Raw genomic sequence first — 19,302 nt, forward strand, 5'->3', positions numbered from 1 at the left:
CATGAAGAAGTCCTTCGTCGCCCGGTTGGGTGCCGGCCTGGCACTCGCTGCCTCGACCCTCGCCTTGCCCAGCACAGCCGATGCAGCGCCCGCCAACCACGTCGTGATCAACGAGATCTACGTCAACGGTGGCAGCGTCGGCGCCACCTATCTCAACAAGTTCATCGAGCTGTCCAACCCGACGGACCAGCCCATCGACCTCAACGGCTGGTCGGTCCAGTATCGGTCGTTCTCCGCGACAGGCAACTTCACCGGCATCACCGCACTCGGTGATCACCACATCGAGCCCGGCGGATCGTTCCTGATCGGTGGCAACGCCAATTCGACGAACGGCACGCCACTGCCGACGCCCGATGTCAGCGACACCTCGTACTCGCTGTCGGGCAACGCCAACGGCGGGACGATCGCCCTGTCCAAGACCACTGCCGCGCTGACCGGAGACCGGGCAGCCGTCCTGAGCAACGCCAACCTCGTGGATCTCGTCGGCTACGGCGCATCCACCACGTACGAAGGCTCGGTCAAGCCGAACGGCTACTCCTTGACCGCATCGTTGAACCGGACGGGTGGCACCGACACTGACGTCAACGCCGACGACTTCGTCACTGGTGCACCCACGCCCGTTGCGTGCGGTGAGGCGTGTGACGGCGGAGGAGCGCCCGTCGATCCGCCGGTCGAGAAGACGATCGCCGAGATCCAGGGGACCGGCCCGGCCAGCCCCCTTGCGGGCAAGGCCGTGACGACGCAGGGAGTCGTGACCGCGGTCTACAAGACCGGCGGGTTCTCCGGGGCGTACATCCAGACCGACGGCACCGGCGGCGCCATCGACCTGGCGACCCACACGGCATCGGACGGTGTCTTCGTGTTCTCCTCGGCGTTCGCCGCGGCCGTCGACAAGGGCGACCTGGTCGAGGTCACCGGCACCGTGAGCGAGTTCAACGACCTCACCGAGCTGTCCACGCAGGCCGGCAACTTCACGAAGCTGGCCGGGCCCGCCGAGGGCGTCGACCCGGCGGCCGTGTCGTTCCCGCTGACCACGGCGCAAAAGGAGTCGCTCGAGGGCATGCTGCTGGCGCCCCAGGGCGACTTCACGATCACCAACAACTACGCGACCAACCAGTACGCCGAGATCGGCCTGGCTCCGGGGACCAAGCCGTTCGACACCCCGACCAACGTGGTTGCCCCCGGCGCTCCGGCGCTGGCTCTGCAGGCGCAGAACGACGAGCGGCTGGTGACGCTCGACGACGGCGCGTCGACCAACTTCTTCTCGGCCGCCAACCAGGGCACGGCACTGCCGTGGCTCACCGCGGACAACGAAGTACGCGCGGGAGCGCCGGTCACGTTCGACGACCCGGTCGTGCTCGACTACCGCAACAGCCTCTGGAAGCTGCAGCCCACGCAGCAGCTCCTCGCCGGCGGCAACGAGCCGGTGGAGATCGGCAACACGCGCAAGGCAGCGCCCGAGCCCGTCGGCGGTGAGCTGAAGCTCGGCACGTTCAACGTGCTCAACTACTTCACCACCACGGCAGACGACTTCGTCGCCCTCGGCGGCGGTCGCACGTGCTCGTACTACAACGACCGCGCGGGCAACCACATCACGGCCAACACCTGCGCGCCCGATGGTCCGCGCGGTGCGGCCGACGATGCCAACCTCGCACGGCAGCAGGCCAAGATCGTCTCGGCGATCAACACGCTCAATGCCGATGTCGTGTCGCTCGAGGAGATCGAGAACTCGGCGACGTTCGGCCTCGACCGCGACGACGCGCTGCACAACCTCGTCGCCGCGCTCAACACCGCAGCGGGCGCCGGCACGTGGGCGGCGGTGCCATCGCCGGCGACCATTCCGGTCAACGGTGAGGACGTCATCCGTACGGCACTGATCTACAAGCCGGCCAAGGTCGAGACCGTCGGCACCTCGGTGGCGCTCGACAACCCCGCGTTCGCGAATGCCCGGGCGCCGCTGGCGCAGGAGTTCCGCCCGGCGGGCGGCGCGGCGTACGAGGACTTCCTGGTCATCGTCAACCACTTCAAGTCCAAGGGCTCCGGCTCCGGCGTGGATGCTGACCAGGGTGACGGTCAGGGCGCGTCCAACCACGCCCGCACGCTGCAGGCGCAGGCGCTGATCGACTTCGCCGCGGCCCGCGAGACCGCTGCCGGCACCGACAAGGTCTTCCTGACCGGCGACTTCAACGCGTACAACGAGGAGGACCCGATCGGCATCATCGAGGGCGCCGGCTTCGTCAACGTGCCGCGTGAGCTGACCGACAAGGAGACCTACCAGTTCGACGGTGCGGTCGGCTCGCTCGACCACGTCTTCGCGTCGGCGGCGGCGTACGAGAACGTGACGGGTGCCGACATCTGGAACATCAACTCGTACGAGTCGGTGGCCCGCGAGTACAGCCGCTACAACTACAACGTCACCGACTTCTACAAGCCGGGCCCCTATCGCGCGAGCGATCACGACCCGGAGATCGTCGGGTTCGACTCGGCCGAGGCGCCGGGTCCGGTGGCGTCGACGACGACCGCGACCGCACCCGCCAAGGCAGCGTACGGGTCGACGTTCGACGTCGAGGCCAAGGTCGAGGCTGCTGATGACGCCAAGCCCACCGGCACCGTCACGGTCAAGGACGGCGCGACCGTCCTCGCGACCGGACAGCTCACCGACGGTGCGGTCACGCTGCCGGTCGATGCCGGTGACCTTTCGATCGGCGATCACACCCTGACCGTGGCCTACGCGGGTGACGCCGGGCACGAGGCTTCGTCGACGACGGTCAAGGTCGAGGTCGTCAAGGCCGATCCTGGTCTGGCGTCGACGGTGCCGACGACGCAGTACGGCAAGGCGCCGGTCGTCAACGTCACGGCCGATGCCGGGGTCTCCGGACTCGTCACCGTGACGCACGACGGCGCGTTCGCCGGGCTGGGCTTCCTGGTCGACGGCGTCGGCAAGGTCACCTTGGGCAAGACCGCGTTCAAGCCCGGCACGTACGACCTGACGGTCGCCTACGGCGGCAGCGAGTCGTACAAGTCGGACACCGCGACGGCGAGCCTGACGATCGCCAAGGGCGCGACGACGACCAAGAAGGGCACCTTCACCACCAAGGTCGTCAAGAACGTGACCAAGGCTCAGGTGCCGTTCACCGTCTCGGCCTCCGGCTTCACGGTCAACGGCGGCACGGTGAAGGTCTTCCGCGGCAGCACGCAGGTCGGCACCGGAACCGTCGTCAACGGCAAGGTCACCGTCCGGCTCGTGCCGTTCACGACCTCTGGCAACAAGGCGCTCGTCGCCAAGTACTCCGGCAACGCCGAGGCCGAGGCGTCGCAGGTGGCGTTCACGATCACGGTGGTCAAGAAGTAGGTCCGGCTCGGCTCAGCCCACCATCGCGCGATGGTGGGCTGGGCTGACCCCGCGTACGCGCTTGAAGGCGGCACTCAGCGCGAACGGGCTGCCGTAGCCGACCTGTCGCGCCACAGCAGCGATGGTCAGGTCGGGCTCGCGCAGCAGGTCGGCGGCGAGGTCGAGTCGCAGGGTCGTGAGATAGGACATCGCCGGTTCGCCGAGCACCGTCGAGAAGCGGCGGGCCAGCGCTGCCCTGGAGACGCCGACCTCGGCGGCCAGGACGGCCAGGGTCCAGGGCCGGGCGAGGTCGTCCTCGAGCAGGCGCAGCGCCGGACCGAGGACGGGGTCGGCAGCCGCCCGGTGCCAGGCCGGCGCGCGTGAGGCATCGCGGCCGAACCAGTCGCGTACGGCCGCGATGACCACGAGGTCGAGGAGGCGGTCGAGGAACACCTCCTGGCCGAGCTCGTCGCGCTGCATCTCGGCACACAGCACCGTCACCAGCTCGCCGTTCCACTCGCCGTCGCGCAGCACGAAGAGCTGGGGGAGGCTCCGCAGCAGCCGGGCACTGATCGCTCGGGTGCTCTCGTACGTACCGGTCACGATCATGGTCTCGCCCTCGGGATCGTTGCCCCACGACCTGGTGCCGAGGTCCATGACATCCTCGAGGCTGTTGCCATCGGCGTCGGTGCAGTGCTGGCCAGGGTTGATGAAGATCTGCGGCTCGGAGTCGGGCTGGTCGGCGACCGTGTAGGGCTCGGGGCCGCGCGCCACCATGACGTCGCCAGGACCCAGACGTACGGGCTCCCCGCCGGCCGGCACGACCCACGCCTCGCCGCGTACGACGACCGCGATCGACAGTGGCGCCTCGTCCTGGATGCGCAGCGACCACGGGCTCGTCAGCACCGATCGCATGAGGAACGCGCCGTTGGCGCGCGGGCCTTCGAGCAAGCCGCTGAGGGTGTCCATGGCCCTCATGCTAGACGCTCACGTATGCAGATGGGTGTTTCGACTATGGAAAGTCTCATCCTGCGCTGATGAGATGGAATCATGACCAAGACTGCACTCGTCACCGCGACCGCCCTCACGGGCCTGTCGGCGGGACTGTTCGCCACCTTCTCCTACGTGATCATGCCGGGCCTCAAGCGCGCCTCAGATGCCGCGTTCGTCGACGCGATGCGCGGCATCAACATCGCGATCCTCAACCCCGTCTTCGCCCTGACCTTCGGCGGCGCGTTCTTCGTCGGCGTGGCGGCGCTGGTGCTGGGTTGGGGCGACGCGTCGCGGCCCTGGGTCGTCGCCGGGTTGGTGCTGTACGTCCTCGGGGCGTACGTCATCACGTTCGCCGTCAACGTCCCGATGAACGACGCGCTCGAGGCCGGCAAGGGCAGCGCAGCGTCGCTGCGTGAGACGTTCGAGGACAAGTGGACGATGTGGAACCACGCCCGCGCGCTGCTGACCACCGGCGGATTCGTGTGCCTGGTCGTCGGCGTGCTGAAAATCTGACCTGAGGCCGGCTGGGTTCAGCGCAGGTTGCGGAGCCCGATCTCGTTCTGGGTCGCGATGTTCTGCTTCTGCACCTCGCGGCGCTGTCGCACGGTCTCCCGGAGCTCGTCGCGTTCGGTCTCAGACATCTCGTCCCAGGCGCGCTTGCGGCCCAGACGGAAGCTGCGGATTCCCATGGCCTTCACCCCCCTCCGCTCACCGGAAGGCTTCCGCGTGTGCGGTGGCCCACTGGCGGAACGTTCGCGGCGGGCGACCGGTGACTGTCTGGACCGTTGGCCTGACCTGGGACTCGTCGAGGGAACCGGTGACGTAGAAGTCGAAGAACGCGTCGACGTACTGGGCAGGAGTGGTCTTCAGCATCTCCTCGCGCGCCTCGTCGTCGGGTTGCGCTTCGAAGCGAAGGGCTCGGCCGAGCACGTCGGCCAGGATGGCGACCTGTTCCTCGGGCAGCATGGAGTCCGGGCCCGTCAGGGTGTAGACCTCGCCGTCGTGTCCCTCCTCGGTCAAGGAGACCGCGGCGACGGCGCCGACGTCGTAGGGGTCGATCGAAGTGTTCCGCACGGTGGCGAACGGGGCCCGCACGACATCACCGGCCTGCAGCTGCGGCAGCCAGCGCAGGGCGTTCGCCGTGAACGAGGCCGGTCGCAGGATGGTCCAGGCCAAACCTGACTCGCGAGCCGCGGTCTCGGACTCGGCCATCATCCGCGTCACGGCGTTGCTCAGGTCGCTGTTCCCGGCCGAGCCGCCGGAGAGCTGCACAACCTTGCGGGCGCCGGCCCGTTCGATCTCGCGCATGAGCCCCGGCATGTCGGCATAGCCGGGCAGTACGAACACGCCCTCTGCGCCATCGAGCGCCGCGCGCATCGTCTCGGGACGGTTGAGGTCTCCCACAACTGGCTCGACACCGGCCGGGAGACCCTGCTCGTCCGTGTCTCGAACCAGTGCGCGGACCGGGCGCCCCTTGCCGGCCAGGTTCGCGGCCACCTCGGACCCCACGTTGCCGGTCGCGCCCGTCACCAAGATCATGATCGTCCACCTTCGCCGTCCGTCGGAAGCTGCTCCGTTGGCTCGCTTCGCTGACGCACCAAAGTCTGGTTCTGTGTCGTACGGCCATCAACGCCCGATTCGATATGGCAGTGATTAGTATGAGTAATCGATGCGTGAATCTGTTGAGCTACGTGACATCCGGGTGTTCCTGGTGCTGGCCGAGGTGCTGCACTTCGGCCAGACCGCCGAGCGCGTACGGCTCACCCAGCCACGGGTCAGCCAGATCATCGCTGCTTGGGAACGGCGGGCCGGCGGGCCTCTCTTCCTGCGCACCAGCCGCAAGGTCGAGCTCACCGCGCGCGGTGAGCGGCTCCGGGTCGCACTGGCGCCCGCCTATGCTCAGTTCGACTCGGCGGTGGAGACCGCGCTCGGCGAGGCCAATGGGGTTTCCGGCGCCCTGCGCGTCGGCATGTACCTGCCCATCAGCGGCGGCCCGCACTTCGCCGCCATCACCGAAGCCTTCGTCAACGCCTACCCGGCAGCAAGCGTGGAGGTGGTCGACCTGGGCATCTCGCGCAACACCCTCGACGCGCTGCGCGCCGGTGAAACCGACCTGCTGGCCCAACGACTGCCCGTCTCGGACCCGGACCTGGTCGTCGGGCCGCGGCTGTCACGCAACGACGAGCGGATCGCGATCGTTGCCCGCCACCACCCACTGGCCGAACGGGAGTCGATCGAGTACGAGGAGCTGGGCGACTTCGTGCTTTCCGACGCACCCGGACTACCCAGCGAGATGTTCCAGAACTTCGTGCCCCCGCGGACACCGTCCGGACGGTTGATCCGGCGACAGGTCATCAACACCTTCTTCGAGCACACGGCCCTCGTCGCCGCCGGCAAGATCGTGCATCCCACCGTCCGCTCCTACCTGGACCACCTCAACCACCCCAACATCATCGGGGTGCCGATCCGTGACCTGCCACCGTCCGAGACCGCGCTCGTCTGGCAGGTCGAACGCGACGGTCATCCGGCAATCCAGGCCTTCGTGCGCACCGCCGCGTCCGTCATCGCCGAGGCAACCGCTGAGCAAACGTGATCGCTCGCGGGGCTCATGTCACGTGGGTCTGGGCTTGCGATTGCGCTTGATCGCGACGATCAGCATGATCACGAACGCCGCGATGCCGGCGAGCCCGGCCAGCACGCCGCCGGTCACTCCGTACGCCACATAGCGGCTGATGCGAGGGTTTTCGGCGTAGCCGAATTGTGCACCTCCGAGCGCGTCGCACTCCACGAAGTGCTTCGACCCCGGCTCACCCTTGACGATCCCGACCCGGCTCCAGCTGTCACCGCCGTCGGTGATGGTGACCTTCGACGCCGAGCCGCGCGCCAGCGACGACTCGTTGGTGTCGACGTCCTTGGCGACGCAGCTGGTCGCCGTGTCCTGGGGTGCGACCCAGATCGCGACGCCCCGGTCGCCGACGGTGATCGTCGTGGAGCTGCCGTCCTCGAACGGTGTCACGGCGTAGCCGGCGATGGCCTTGCCGATCCACACGGCCAGGACCACCAAGGTCACGACGGCGGCGACCGCCAGGACGGCAGCGACGGCGTACCAACCGCGGCCTGGTCGTGTGGCGGGAGAGATCGGAGTCGTCATCCGCCGAGCCTAGGGGCGCAGGGACGGGCGGCGCCGGGAAACCGGTGAGGCTGCTTGAGCGCGACGAGGCCCCGGTGGGCGGTGAGGTGGTCGCCCATCAGACCACCCTATGCACGACTGGCTCACCGCCGCGTCAACTGATGGGCGAGCAAGTCACCGCCACGAGCCTGGGCCTGCCGACCTAGATGCCCAGCGCTTCTGCCAGGTCCTTCTTGATGCCCGCGATCGCGGCATCTGCCGTCTCGCGCGAGGCCTCGATCGAGTCGTCGACGGGCACCACGACCTCGATGTAGCACTTGAGCTTGGGCTCGGTGCCGGACGGCCGGCAGATGATGCGCGTCGCACCCTCGAGGCCGAGCCGGATGCCGTCGGTCGGCGGGAGGCCGTGATAGCCGTCGGCGAGGTCGTCGACCGACGTCACCGCGAGACCGCCCAGCGACGACGGGGGAGAGGTCCGCAGGGTCTCCATCGCACGCGCGATGATCGACAGGTCCTCGACGCGTACCGACAGCTGAGCGGTCGCGTGCAGTCCGTGCTGGCGGTAGATGTCGTCGAGCTGGTCGATCAAAGACCGCCCTTCGGCCTTGAGCGCGGCGGCCAGTTCGAGCACCGTGATGATCGCCGAGACGCCGTCCTTGTCGCGGGCGATGTCCGGCGCGACGCTGTAGCCCAGCGCCTCCTCGTAGCCGAAGACGAGCGTCGGGATCTTGCCGAGCCACTTGAACCCCGTCAGCGTCTGCTCCCACGGCTGCCCGTGCGCAGCAGCCTGCCGGCCGAGCAGGTCGGACGACACGATCGAGGCGGCGTACGTGCCCTGCACGCCCTTGCGCAGCAGGAAGTCGCCGAGCAGGACGCCGACCTGGTCGCCGGTCAGCATCCGGTACGCCTCGCCGTCTCGCACGCCCACGGCGCAGCGGTCGGCGTCGGGGTCGTTGGCCACGATGATGTCGGCGCCGACCTCGGACGACAGCTTGAGCGCGAGGTCCATCGCGCCGGGCTCCTCGGGGTTGGGAAACGCGACGGTGGGGAAGTCGGGATCGGGCTCGGCCTGATCGCGTACGACGTGCAGCGGCGGGAAACCGGCGCGCGACACGGCCTCGACGAGGGTGTCCCGGCCGACTCCGTGCATGGGGGTGTAGACCGCGACGATGTCGCGGGCCCCGTCGGACGGCAGCGCGACGACGGCCTCGACGTACGCCTCGGCGACCTCGGGACCCAGCAGCTCGTACGCATCACTGCGCGGCATCTCGTCGACCCGGCCGACGGCATCGATCGCCGCCGAGATCTCGGCGTCCGCGGGCGGGACGATCTGGCTGGAGTCCTCGAGATAGACCTTGTAGCCGTTGTCCTGCGGCGGGTTGTGCGAAGCCGTGACCATGACCCCGGCGCTGCAGCCGAGGTGGCGGATCGCGAACGCCAGGACCGGTGTCGGCAGGTGCGTGGGCAGCAGGAAGGCGTGGACGCCGGCGCCCTCCATGATCTCGGCGGTGTCACGGGCGAAGATCTCAGAGTTGTGCCGCGCGTCGTAGCCGACGACAACCGAGGGCGACGAGCCGTGCTCCAGCAGGTACGCCGCGAGGCCGGCGGCAGCCTGCGCGACGATGACCCGGTTCATCCGGTTGGGCCCGGCGCCGAGCGCACCGCGCAGTCCGGCCGTGCCGAACTGCAGTCGTGCCCGGAAGGGGTCCTCGAGTCCGGCGAGGTCCTCGGCGTCGATCAGCGCCTGGAGCTCGGCGCGGGTCACCTCATCGGGATCCTGGCTCAGCCATTCGCCTGCACGGGCGAGGAGGTCGTCGGTCATGAGATTCCCTTCAGAAGGCGGGCGGTAGCTGGAGCTGGCTGACGTGCGGACCACCGACGTACGCGTTCTGGGCCTCGTCGTCCGGTCCCGGTGTCACGCCGTCGGCGTACGTCTCGGCGTCGTCCTGTGGGTCATACCCCAAAGCGCGTCCGGGACCCAGGTCCCACCACGCGCGGGTGTTGGCGGAGATGCCGTAGAGGACATGGAAGCCCGGTTCGGTGGACCGGAGCGCGGCGTCGACCATCCGCACGGCGTCGTCGGGCGACAGCCACGTCGACAGCTCGCGGACGCTGCCGGGACGATCGCCGAACGAGCCGATCCGCAGGGCGACCGAGCCGATGCCACGGCGGTCGGCATAGAGGCTGAGCAGCGCCTCGGCCGAGGCCTTGGCGACTCCGTAGTAGGTGTCGGGGCGAGGCCGCGCCCCGACGGTCAGCACCTCGCCGCTGGGCGTATGACCGACGGCGTGGTTGCTGCTGGCGTAGACCATCCTGCTGACCCCGTGCGACCGCATCGCCTCGAGCAGCCGTCCGGTGGTCTGCACGTGCGACTCGAGGCTCTCGGGCAGCGATGCCTCGTTGGGGTTACCGGCGAGATGGACCACGGCGTCGACGCGGGCCACCGCCTCGTCCGCGACAGCGGGGTCGAGACAGTCACCGACGAGCCAGCCCAACGGCAGGGCGGGACCGTCGACGAGGTCGAGACCGCGCAGCTCGTGCCCGAGCCCGGACAGTCCTCGTACGAGGGTGCGGCCGATCGAGCCGGCAGCACCTGTGACGAGGACCTTCATCAGATCCTCGGCAGCACGTCGCCGAGCAGGGCGCCCATTCGAGTGGCCGCTGCCTTGCCGGCCTCGAGGACCTCTTCGTGGTTGAGCGGCTCGCCGGTCATGCCGGCCGCCGCGTTGGTGACCAGGGAGATGCCGAGGATCTCCATGCCGGCCGCCCTGGCCGCGATGGCCTCGAGCGTCGTCGACATGCCGACGAGGTCGCCGCCGATCGCGCGGACCATGCCGATCTCGGCAGGGGTCTCGTAGTGCGGCCCGGGCAGCTGGACGTAGACACCCTCGTCGAGGCTGGGATCTGCTTCCTTGCAGAGCGCCCGCAGCCGCGAGGAGTAGAGGTCGGTCAGGTCGACGAAGTTGGCGCCCTCGAGCGGCGAGGTCGCGGTCATGTTGATGTGGTCGCTGATCAGGACGGGTGTGCCGGGGGCCCACGCCGGGTTGAGCCCGCCGCAGCCGTTGGTCAGCACGAGGGTCTTGACGCCGGCGGCGGCAGCCGTGCGTACGCCGTGCACGACGGCGGCGACGCCCTTGCCCTCGTAGTAGTGGGTGCGGCCCAGGAAGATCAGCAGGCGACGGTCGCCGAGGGTCACCGAGCGCACCGTGCCGCCGTGCCCGGCAACCGCCGGGGCGCTGAACCCGGGCAGCTCGGCGAGCGGGATCTCGTGCTCGGCGGCGCCCAGGGCATCGGCGGCCGGGAGCCAGCCTGAGCCCATCACGAGAGCGATGTCGTGGTCTGCTCCGCCGGTCCGCTCACGCAGGGCGTCGGCAGCCTGTTGGGCCAGTTCCTGAGTAGTCACCTGCCGTACATTACGACAGTCGTCGGGGCACCGACCGGTGGCGACTCGCTCGGCGGCAATGGGAGACTGATCCCGTGACCCATGTGACGATCGTCGGCGGCGGACCGGGTGGATACGAAGCGGCCCTCGTGGCTTCGAGACTCGGCGCGGAGGTCACCCTCATCGAGCGCGACGGCCTCGGCGGCTCGACCGTCCTGACCGACTGCGTGCCGAGCAAGACCCTCATCGCGACCTCCGACCTGCTCACCGAGGTGGGCACGTCCGCGGAGCTCGGCGTGCAGCTGCCCAAGGACGTCCGGGCAGACATCGCGGCGGTCAACGCGCGCGTCCTCTCCCTCGCCAAGGCGCAGTCCGACGACATCGCCAAGCGGCTCACGACCAGCAAGATCACGATGATCGACGGCACCGCCACGATCGAGTCCGCAGGCGTCGTCACTGCGGTCACCGACGACGGAGACGTGCGCATCGAGACCGATGCGATCCTGCTGGCGACCGGCGCCCACCCGCGCGTGAGTGCCGATGCCCAGCCCGACGGCGAGCGCATCCTGACGTGGGAGCAGGTCTACGACCTGCAGGACCTGCCCGAGCACATGATCGTCGTCGGTTCCGGTGTCACGGGCGCGGAGTTCGCCAGCGCCTACAACGGACTCGGCGCTGCCGTGACCCTCGTGTCGAGCCGTGACCGGGTGCTTCCCGGCGAGGACGTCGACGCCGCCAACGTCATCGAGAACGTCTTCACGCGTCGCGGCATGACGGTCATGGGCAACTCGCGCATGGCGTCCGTCGAGCGTACGGGCGACGGAGTCCGGGTGACGCTGACCGACGGGCGTACGGTCGCCGGCTCGCACTGCCTGCTCGCGATCGGCTCGATCCCCAACACCGAGGGCCTGGGACTCGAGGCGGTCGGCGTCGAGCTGAACGACGCCGGCTTCATCCGCGTCGACCGGGTCTCGCGCACCAACGTCCGCGGCATCTATGCCGCCGGCGACGTGACGGGTGTCCTCATGCTGGCGTCCGTCGCGGCGCAGCAGGGCCGCATCGCCATGTCTCACCTGCTCGGCGACGCCGTGCACCCGCTCGACCTCGGCAAGGTCGCGAGCAACGTGTTCACCTCGCCGGAGATCGCGACGGTGGGACTGTCGCAAAAGCAGGTCGACGAGTCCGATCTCCAGATCGACGTCGCGATGCTTCCGCTGGCCTCCAACCCCCGAGCGAAGATGCAGGGCGTGCACGACGGCTTCGTCAAGATCTTCGCGCGGCGGGGGATGGGCATCGTGGTCGGCGGTGTGGTCGTGGCGCCCCGGGCGAGCGAGCTGATCCACGCGCTGTCGCTCGCCGTCTCGGCGTCACTCACGGTCGACCAGGTCGCCGACGCGTTCACGGTCTATCCGTCGCTGTCGGGTTCGGTCGCCGAGGCGGCGCGTCGCCTGCACCGCCTCGCCTGACCGCACGTCACACCTCGACGGTGTCGAGCTCCGCGAGGTCAGGGCGGACCCGGTCGCGGATCGCGGCGTAGTGCGGGTTGTTCATGATGCCCAGGACGTTGCCGAACGGGTCGACGACCGACGCCGTGCTGAACGTGCCGTAGTCGATGCGCGGCTGGTTGACCGTCGCGCCCAGGGACAGCAGGCGCTCGAACGAGGCGTCGAGATCCTCCACGTGCCAGAAGATCGTCGCGCCGGCCGGCTTCTCCGTCGGCTCGGGACCGTACGACGCGTCGACCAGCCCCAGCTCGTCGAGGTAGTCGCCGATGCGGAACTCGACGTAGCCGGGAACCTGGTCGAAGTAGGGCGGCGTGCCCAGCACCTCGGTGTACCAGGCCTTGGCGGCATCGAGATCGGCGACGAAGTAGTTGACGGTGGCGAATCCTCGCAACATGAGTGCTCCTTGGTTGGTGTGTTCCCCAGTCTTCCGCACAAAGTGCTCACCCTCTGAGCACTTTGTTTGAGAACATCTCCGTATGCGTGCAGATCGCCTCGTGGCCACCCTCCTGTTGATGCAGACCCGCGGACGGGTGACGGCCGCCGAGCTCGCCGAGGAGCTCGAGACCTCGGTCGCCACGGCCCGCCGCGACCTCGAGGCGCTGTCCGCTGCGGGCATCCCGGTCTATCCGCAGGCGGGCCGCGGTGGTGGCTGGCAGCTCGTCGGCGGCGCGCGTACGGACTTGAGTGGGCTGACGTCGTCCGAGGCCCGGGCGCTGTTCCTCTTGGTCGGGCCTGCGGCTGCGGTCGCACCTGAGGCGAAGTCGGCCCTGCGCAAGCTCGTGCAGGCCCTCCCCGCGACCTTCCGCGCCGAGGCGGAGGCGGCGGCTGACGCCGTGGTCCTCGACCCATCGGCGTGGGGGAGGCGTCCACGCGAGCAGTCGCCGGTGGTCGGCCAGCTCCAGGACGCCGTCACGCAGCGCCGGCAGGTGCGCATCACCTATCGCGGCTGGGACCGTGACCCCGAGGAGCTGACGGTCGACCCGTGGGGCTTGGTCGACAAGAGCGGGACCTGGTATCTCCTCGCCGGGGTCGGCGGCGCCGAGCGTACGTTCCGTGTCCAGCGGATCGCCGACGTCGTCGTGACCGACGAGCCGGCCGACCGGCCCGACGACTTCGACGTCGCGGAGGCATGGGAGCGAGCGGTTCGGCAGATTGATGCCGTACGCCACCGCGCCTCGGCCGTCGTCATCGTCGACGCCTCGATCGTGCCCTACCTGCGATCGCAGCTCGGTGAGCAGGCCGTGGAGGCGGAGCGGGTCGACGACCAGCGCACCCGGCTGCGGCTCAGCGCGCAGACCGAGAGCATCATCGCGCGACATCTTGCCGGGTGGGGCGACGACGTCGAGGTCGTCGCGCCCTCGTCACTGCGTGCCGAGCTCGCGCGGATCGGCCGGGCGCTCGTGGATCGGCACGCAACGCCCTGACGAGGCAGCCCCTGCAACGGCAGGAATGACACCGTTGTAGTTCGCGCGATCGGCGATTTTCGGTGGAACTTCGGGCAAAACTGTGAGCATAATCGGTCGGAAAACCTCATCCGTCACTTGAGTCACACCCGTCACACAGGATCGGACTTCCCCCATGCTTTCCTGGCGTACGGCTCGGCGTACCTCGGGCCTCTCCGTCGCGGCCGTGCTGATGCTCGGCCTCTTGATGCCGTCGACCGCGCACGCGGCCGGCGTCGACGTCACGGGTGGGGAGCCCGGCAAGGTCGCGGCTCCCAAGCCACCGCCGGTCAAGGTGGCCAGGACCAAGGTGCCCGCCGTCGCTCGCGGCGGCACCGACGACGTGGTCGCCCAGCTGCCGAAGACGTCGACATCGAAGTTCCGCATGATCGGCGTCACCTGGTCGAACCAGGGGAAGCCCTCCGGGATCACGGTCCAGGTCCGCACCCGGACGAACGGCACCTGGTCGTCGTGGACCCCGCTCGACTACGACGGTGACGACGGCGAGGGCGGCAACCCGGGCACCGATCCGCTGTGGGTCGGCAAGGCCGACGGTGTCGCCGCGCGCGTCACGAGCAAGGTCGGCGCGCCGCAGGACGTACGCATCACCACGATCGATCCCGGCAGCGATGGCGAGCAGGCCACGGCCTCCACGGCCTCCGACACGGCGCTCGACGGCGTCGCCCGCACGACGACGGCGGCAGACCTCGGCGACGGCAACCCGACGTACACCCCGAAGCCCACGATCATCACGCGCAGCCAGTGGGGTGCGTCGTCGGGCACCTCGTGCGACTCGCCCCTGACCGGTGACCGTACGCGCGGCGTCGTGGTGCACCACACGGCCGGCTCCAACTCGTACGACAAGGCGGACTCCAAGGCGATCGTCCGGGCGACGCAGGCCTATCACGTCAAGGGCCGCGGCTGGTGCGACATCGGCTACAACTTCCTGGTCGACAAGTACGGCCAGATCTTCGAGGGCCGCCGCGGCGGGGTCGACCGTGCGGTCCGGGCGGCGCACTCGGGCAACCTGGCCGTCAACACGTACACCATGGGCGTCTCCATGATGGGCAACTACGACGTGACCCGTCCGTCGGCCGCGCTCAAGGCCGCGATGGTCAAGCTCATCGGCTGGCGCCTCGGCACCAACTACCTCAAGGCCAAGGGCACCTACAAGCTCGGCGGGCTGACCCTCAACATGATCGCGGGGCACCGCAACGTCATCAGCACCGAGTGCCCGGGGCGCTACGGGTATGCGTGGCTGTCGGACGAAGGCGGCCTGCGCGATCGCGTCGAGGCCTACATCTCGAAGTACTCGTCGCCGATCAAGAAGCTCTACACGTCGCTCGGCAGCACGAAGACCGGTGCGATCTACGTCGGCGAGGCGGACTCCTCGACCGGCCGGCGGCTCGACGCCAAGCTCATGGACCTGTACGCCAAGAAGGGCGCCACCACGGCGCGGTACGTCTCAGGCCTCGTCCGCAGCGAGTACGACCACAAGAGCGGCCGCAGTGGTGTGCTGGGCTACCCGCGAGGCAACCCCACGACCAGCTCGGGCACGACCCGCCAGTCGTTCGACAACGGGCTCATCTATGCCGTCAAGGGCAAGAGCAAGGCCTACAGCATCATCAGCAGCCTCGCGACCACCTACACGAAGCTCGGCGCGTACGCCGGGGTGCTGGGCCTGCCGACCGGATCGACCACGACGGTGTCGTCGGGCCTGCGATCGAACTTCGCCCACGGCTACATCGTGCTGACCAAGTCGACCGGCAAGACCGTGGCCTACTCGAGCACCGGCAAGGTCCTCTCGACGGGCACGACCGTCACACGACCCGCGACGGTCGCGCTGCCGACGGTCAAGGCCGGCGTGCACTCGGCCCGCGTCTACTGGACCGCCGTCGCCAACGCCTCGACGTACGACGTGTGCCTGATGGCCGACAAGACGCAGACCTCCTGCACACGACTCGTCACGGGAGTGACCGGCCTGACGTCGCAGCTGACCGACCTCAAGCCGACCGCCGACACCGACTGGTACGTCAAGGTGCGGGCGCTGGACGACGGCGTCAAGGGCGCGTGGTCGTCGCTGCGCGGGTTCAACCTCGTCACGGCGACCACCGGCGACTCGGTCACCGTGCCGAGCACCCGCAAGATCACGGTCTCCGGACACGGCTACGGTCACGGCATCGGGATGAGCCAGTACGGTGCACAGGGCGCGGCCAAGCAGGGCGTGAAGTACGCCAGCATCCTGTCGCGCTACTACCCCGGAACCGTGTTGGGCGGCAGGTCCGGCAACATCAGGGTGCTGATCTCCCAGGACACCAGCGACTCCGTCCTCGTGGCCGGCCGGTCGGGCCTGGTCTTCCGCAACGTCGCAACCGGCAAGACGCTGACCCTGCCTACGACGATCAGCGGCCACACCGTGACCCGCTGGCGCATCGTCCAGGTCACGAGCGACAGGAAGCGGTCGACGCTGCAGTACAAGACGACGGGCGACTACACGAGCTACAAGTCGACGAGGTGGACCGGCGACGGGCAGTTCGAGGGCCCTTCGTCGATCTCGCTGATCATGCCCGACAGCTCGGCCGTGAAGTATCGCGGTGCGATCCGCTCGGCCGTGCCCTCCTCGGGCTCCACGACCCGCAACACGGTCAACGTCGTCTCGATCGAGAACTACGTCCGTGGCGTCATCGCTGCCGAGATGCCGTCGAGCTGGATGCCGGAGGCGCTCAAGGCGCAGGCCGTCGCGGCACGCACGTACGGGGTGCGCAGCATCACGACCGCGCGCTACTACGACATCTGCAGCACGACGGCGTGCCAGGTCTACGGCGGGGCGAGCCGGGAGACCGCGAGCACCGACGCCGCGGTCGCCGCGACCAACAGCAAGATCCTCCGATACGACGGCAAGACCGCGTTCACGCAGTTCTCGTCATCGTCGGGCGGCTACAGCGCACCGGGCAGCCAGACATACCTCAAGGCCGTGAGCGACCCGTGGGACGACTGGGCGGGCAACGCCAACCACGCGTGGAGCACGACGGTCTCCGCGGCGACGATCGAGAAGGCCTACCCGGCGATCGGCACGCTCAAGCAGCTCAAGGTCACCAAGCGCAACGGTTTCGGTGACTGGGGTGGGCGGGTCAGCACGATCAGACTGGTGGGCTCGGCCAAGACCGTCGAGATCTCGGGCGACAGTGCGCGCTGGGCCTTTGGCCTCAAGTCCAACTGGTTCCGCTTCTGACGTTTCGGCGCTAACCCGTTCCCTAGGGAGGCCGCTAGCGGCCGACCGGGAGCGAGCTCTGCGAGCGAAGGGCCGTGAGGTTGCAGACCCGCTCGAGCCTTTCGTCGTACGCCCCTTCGGTCGCTCGTTCCTCGCTCCCTCCCGCGACTCGCAGAGCTCGTCGCTAGGGGACGGGCCTTTTCTGACGTTTCGGCGCTGACACGTCCTCGGGTTAGGGTCGAGCGCATGCGTCCTTTCATCTCGGGAACGATCGCAGCGCTGGTGACCACGGCCTCGTTGTTCCTGCCGGCCCAGGCCGAAGACACTGCCACCCAGCCCAAGGCGGAGCCCGTCGACGTCAGCACGACGAGCGTCCCGGCCGTCACCGATGCCGTGGCCGAGGCCGCTGAGGAGGCCGACGACGACGCGGCCGACCTCGTCGCGCAGCTCCCGGCCAGGCGCACCGACGACTTCGGCCTGGTCGGCGTCACGTGGACGCGCGGCTTCGACGACAAGGACATGACGGTCCAGGTGCGGCTGCGCACGGACGGAGCGTGGGCCGCCTGGGAGCAGCTCGATGTCGAGAGCGACGAGGGTGAGGGTGGCCGTGACGGCACCGAGCCCCTCTGGGTCGGGTCCGCCGACGGCGTGGCCGTACGCGTCACGAGCCCGACCGGCGAGCGGCCCAGTGGGCTGTCGGTCGCGACGATCGATCCCGGCTCGACGCCGTCCACCTCGACCACCGCGAGCCCGGCGCTCTACGAGGGCAGTGCCGACAGCGCCGTCACTCAGGTCGCCGACGGAGCCCCGGACTACACGCCGAAGCCGGCCATCATCTCGCGTTCGAAGTGGGGCGCGAAGAAGAACACCTACTGCGACTCGCCCCGCGTCGGCAGCGAGACGCGCGGCATCGTCGTCCATCACACGGCGGGCTCGAACACGTACTCCAAGTCGCAGTCCGCCGGCATCGTCCGTGCCACGCAGGCGTACCACATGAAGGGTCGCGACTGGTGCGACATCGGCTACAACTTCCTGGTCGACAAGTACGGCCAGATCTTCGAGGGCCGGGTCGGCGGAGTCGACCGGGCCGTCCGCGGGGCGCACGCCGGCAACAAGACCGTCAACACGTACACGATGGGCGTGTCGATGATGGGCACCTACACGTCGAAGGAGCCCGCGGCCGCGACCAAGGACGCCATGGTCAAGCTCATCGGCTGGCGCCTCGGTACGACGTTCCACCCGGCCACGGGGAAGTACAAGGTCGGCCCCTACTCGCTCAATCGCATCGCGGGGCACCGCAACGTCGTCAGCACCGCGTGCCCGGGTGCAGCGGCGTACGTCTGGCTCAGCGCGAGTGGTGGGCTGCGTGACCGGGTCGCGGCCTACATCGCCAACTACTCGTCCGCGATCAAGACCCGCGTGGCGCAGCTGGGCCGCGACGTGACCGGGCCGGTCTACATCGGCGAGTACCCGTTCGCGCAGGCCGGCGGGGGCCGCAAGGCGCGGCTGCAGAGCGTCGACATGTACTCGACGACGGTCGGCACGTTCAAGGTCGGTGGCACCTACCGCGAGGGCTACAAGTCACGAGGTGAGCAGGGCGGCGTCCTGGGCGTCCCGATCGCGGACGCGCAGAAGTCGTCCGTCAGCACCGTCTCGCTGCAGCGGTTCTCCAAGGGCACGGTCTACCGCGTCCAGCTGGGGAGCAAGGTCAAGCCGGTGCTGCTCTACTCCAAGATCGAGGACAAGTACATCGAGATCGGCGAGGCGGCGAGCCCGCTCGGCGCTCCGACCATCAGCATGGTCAAGATCTCGGGCGGCCGTTACCGCGCCTACTTCCAGCACGGCCACATGACGATGAACGCCAGCGGCACGGTGGGTGTCTACCTGCACTGAGGCGCGCGGATCGCCGACAGGTCGTCTGGGATACTCATCGCATGACCGCTCTTCTCAAGTCGGTGGCAATCTCGGCTGCCGCCAACGCCGCGGCGCTGGCAGTGGCGGCCTGGATCTTCGACCGCTTCAACATCCGGTTCGGGTGGTTCATCGTCGCCGTCGTGCTCTTCACGGTCCTGACCGTGGTGCTGCGTGGTGTCGTGGTCAGCACGGTCAACAGGTTCGCCCGGGGCTACACGATCGCCGGCGGACTCGTGCTGACGTGGTTGGGACTGCTGCTGACCGATCTGGTGGTGCCGGCGAGCGGCTTCGCGATCGAGGGCGTCGGCACGTGGATCGGCGTGACCCTGATCGTCTGGGCTGCCGGCATCGCCTTCGGCGAGGTCGACTCCGCCCCGCCGCCGCGCCGCTGAGA

16 protein-coding genes are annotated in these 19,302 nt (G+C 68.9%); 8 read left to right on the top strand and 8 right to left on the bottom strand.

Features of this window, described 5'->3' with window-relative positions; genetic code table 11:
• Window position 1 precedes the first annotated feature (1 nt).
• The gene (locus tag BOSE46_RS01035; protein WP_159537411.1) at window positions 2–3,352 is read left to right on the top strand and encodes an ExeM/NucH family extracellular endonuclease; all 3,351 of its coding nucleotides are present in this window, start codon (window positions 2–4) and stop codon (window positions 3,350–3,352) included.
• A gap of 12 nt (window positions 3,353–3,364) precedes the next feature.
• Here the strand turns inward: BOSE46_RS01035 and BOSE46_RS01040 are convergent, their stop codons facing one another.
• Window positions 3,365–4,300, bottom strand: a complete 936-nt coding sequence (locus BOSE46_RS01040) for an AraC family transcriptional regulator (protein ID WP_159537413.1) — start codon at window positions 4,298–4,300, stop codon at window positions 3,365–3,367.
• A gap of 81 nt (window positions 4,301–4,381) precedes the next feature.
• On the opposite strand from BOSE46_RS01040, the gene BOSE46_RS01045 reads away from it, so the two are divergent.
• The gene (locus BOSE46_RS01045) at window positions 4,382–4,837 is read left to right on the top strand and encodes a DUF1772 domain-containing protein (RefSeq protein ID WP_159537415.1); all 456 of its coding nucleotides are present in this window, start codon (window positions 4,382–4,384) and stop codon (window positions 4,835–4,837) included.
• 17 nt (window positions 4,838–4,854) lie between these two features.
• On the opposite strand, the gene BOSE46_RS01050 is transcribed toward BOSE46_RS01045, so the two are convergent.
• Window positions 4,855–5,013: a hypothetical protein gene (locus tag BOSE46_RS01050; protein WP_159537417.1), complete on the bottom strand. Its 159-nt coding sequence runs from the start codon at window positions 5,011–5,013 to the stop codon at window positions 4,855–4,857.
• A 19-nt stretch (window positions 5,014–5,032) separates the two neighbouring features.
• Window positions 5,033–5,863: an NAD(P)H-binding protein gene (locus BOSE46_RS01055; RefSeq protein WP_159537419.1), complete on the bottom strand. Its 831-nt coding sequence runs from the start codon at window positions 5,861–5,863 to the stop codon at window positions 5,033–5,035.
• 130 nt (window positions 5,864–5,993) lie between these two features.
• On the opposite strand from BOSE46_RS01055, the gene BOSE46_RS01060 reads away from it, so the two are divergent.
• Window positions 5,994–6,917, top strand: coding sequence for a LysR family transcriptional regulator (locus BOSE46_RS01060; protein ID WP_256366689.1), 924 nt, complete (start codon window positions 5,994–5,996; stop codon window positions 6,915–6,917).
• Window positions 6,918–6,935: 18 nt separating this feature from the next.
• On the opposite strand, the gene BOSE46_RS01065 is transcribed toward BOSE46_RS01060, so the two are convergent.
• From BOSE46_RS01065 to BOSE46_RS01080, 4 genes are all read right to left on the bottom strand, one after another.
• Window positions 6,936–7,475, bottom strand: coding sequence for a hypothetical protein (locus BOSE46_RS01065; RefSeq protein WP_159537423.1), 540 nt, complete (start codon window positions 7,473–7,475; stop codon window positions 6,936–6,938).
• A gap of 181 nt (window positions 7,476–7,656) precedes the next feature.
• Complete coding sequence (locus BOSE46_RS01070) at window positions 7,657–9,276, bottom strand: phospho-sugar mutase (protein ID WP_159537425.1); 1,620 nt, start codon at window positions 9,274–9,276, stop codon at window positions 7,657–7,659.
• A gap of 10 nt (window positions 9,277–9,286) precedes the next feature.
• Window positions 9,287–10,066 (bottom strand): NAD(P)-dependent oxidoreductase, encoded by a 780-nt coding sequence (locus tag BOSE46_RS01075; protein ID WP_159537427.1) that lies wholly within the window; start codon window positions 10,064–10,066, stop codon window positions 9,287–9,289.
• A complete protein-coding gene (locus BOSE46_RS01080) occupies window positions 10,066–10,857 on the bottom strand; it encodes a purine-nucleoside phosphorylase (RefSeq protein ID WP_159537429.1) in 792 nt (263 codons plus the stop codon). Before BOSE46_RS01080 ends, BOSE46_RS01075 begins: the two co-directional genes overlap by 1 nt.
• A 74-nt stretch (window positions 10,858–10,931) precedes the next feature.
• On the opposite strand from BOSE46_RS01080, the gene BOSE46_RS01085 reads away from it, so the two are divergent.
• Window positions 10,932–12,302 (top strand): NAD(P)H-quinone dehydrogenase, encoded by a 1,371-nt coding sequence (locus BOSE46_RS01085; protein ID WP_159537431.1) that lies wholly within the window; start codon window positions 10,932–10,934, stop codon window positions 12,300–12,302.
• Window positions 12,303–12,309: 7 nt separating this feature from the next.
• On the opposite strand, the gene BOSE46_RS01090 is transcribed toward BOSE46_RS01085, so the two are convergent.
• A complete protein-coding gene (locus BOSE46_RS01090; RefSeq protein WP_159537433.1) occupies window positions 12,310–12,735 on the bottom strand; it encodes a VOC family protein in 426 nt (141 codons plus the stop codon).
• 82 nt (window positions 12,736–12,817) lie between these two features.
• On the opposite strand from BOSE46_RS01090, the gene BOSE46_RS01095 reads away from it, so the two are divergent.
• The 4 genes from BOSE46_RS01095 to BOSE46_RS01110 all read left to right on the top strand — a co-directional run bounded on the left by BOSE46_RS01095 (window position 12,818) and on the right by BOSE46_RS01110 (window position 19,300).
• Window positions 12,818–13,765, top strand: coding sequence for a YafY family protein (locus BOSE46_RS01095; protein WP_159537435.1), 948 nt, complete (start codon window positions 12,818–12,820; stop codon window positions 13,763–13,765).
• Between the two features lie 154 nt (window positions 13,766–13,919).
• Window positions 13,920–17,015, top strand: coding sequence for a SpoIID/LytB domain-containing protein (locus BOSE46_RS01100; RefSeq protein WP_159537437.1), 3,096 nt, complete (start codon window positions 13,920–13,922; stop codon window positions 17,013–17,015).
• Window positions 17,016–17,240: 225 nt separating this feature from the next.
• The gene (locus tag BOSE46_RS01105; protein ID WP_159537439.1) at window positions 17,241–18,887 is read left to right on the top strand and encodes an N-acetylmuramoyl-L-alanine amidase; all 1,647 of its coding nucleotides are present in this window, start codon (window positions 17,241–17,243) and stop codon (window positions 18,885–18,887) included.
• Window positions 18,888–18,928: 41 nt separating this feature from the next.
• A complete protein-coding gene (locus BOSE46_RS01110; RefSeq protein WP_159537441.1) occupies window positions 18,929–19,300 on the top strand; it encodes a phage holin family protein in 372 nt (123 codons plus the stop codon).
• Window positions 19,301–19,302 lie beyond the last annotated feature (2 nt).

It is taken from the genome of Aeromicrobium sp. 9AM (genome assembly GCF_902506105.1).
GTDB lineage: Bacteria > Actinomycetota > Actinomycetes > Propionibacteriales > Nocardioidaceae > Aeromicrobium.

Coding starts and splice junctions, on each gene's coding strand:
- BOSE46_RS01090 (WP_159537433.1), bottom strand. CDS start 12,735: ATGTTGCGAGGATTCGCCACCGTCAACTACTTCGTCGCCGATCTCGAT.
- BOSE46_RS01055 (WP_159537419.1), bottom strand. CDS start 5,863: ATGATCTTGGTGACGGGCGCGACCGGCAACGTGGGGTCCGAGGTGGCC.
- BOSE46_RS01105 (WP_159537439.1), top strand. CDS start 17,241: ATGCGTCCTTTCATCTCGGGAACGATCGCAGCGCTGGTGACCACGGCC.
- BOSE46_RS01100 (WP_159537437.1), top strand. CDS start 13,920: ATGCTTTCCTGGCGTACGGCTCGGCGTACCTCGGGCCTCTCCGTCGCG.
- BOSE46_RS01070 (WP_159537425.1), bottom strand. CDS start 9,276: ATGACCGACGACCTCCTCGCCCGTGCAGGCGAATGGCTGAGCCAGGAT.
- BOSE46_RS01075 (WP_159537427.1), bottom strand. CDS start 10,066: ATGAAGGTCCTCGTCACAGGTGCTGCCGGCTCGATCGGCCGCACCCTC.
- BOSE46_RS01065 (WP_159537423.1), bottom strand. CDS start 7,475: ATGACGACTCCGATCTCTCCCGCCACACGACCAGGCCGCGGTTGGTAC.
- BOSE46_RS01035 (WP_159537411.1), top strand. CDS start 2: ATGAAGAAGTCCTTCGTCGCCCGGTTGGGTGCCGGCCTGGCACTCGCT.
- BOSE46_RS01095 (WP_159537435.1), top strand. CDS start 12,818: ATGCGTGCAGATCGCCTCGTGGCCACCCTCCTGTTGATGCAGACCCGC.
- BOSE46_RS01050 (WP_159537417.1), bottom strand. CDS start 5,013: ATGGGAATCCGCAGCTTCCGTCTGGGCCGCAAGCGCGCCTGGGACGAG.
- BOSE46_RS01045 (WP_159537415.1), top strand. CDS start 4,382: ATGACCAAGACTGCACTCGTCACCGCGACCGCCCTCACGGGCCTGTCG.
- BOSE46_RS01040 (WP_159537413.1), bottom strand. CDS start 4,300: ATGGACACCCTCAGCGGCTTGCTCGAAGGCCCGCGCGCCAACGGCGCG.
- BOSE46_RS01110 (WP_159537441.1), top strand. CDS start 18,929: ATGACCGCTCTTCTCAAGTCGGTGGCAATCTCGGCTGCCGCCAACGCC.
- BOSE46_RS01060 (WP_256366689.1), top strand. CDS start 5,994: ATGCGTGAATCTGTTGAGCTACGTGACATCCGGGTGTTCCTGGTGCTG.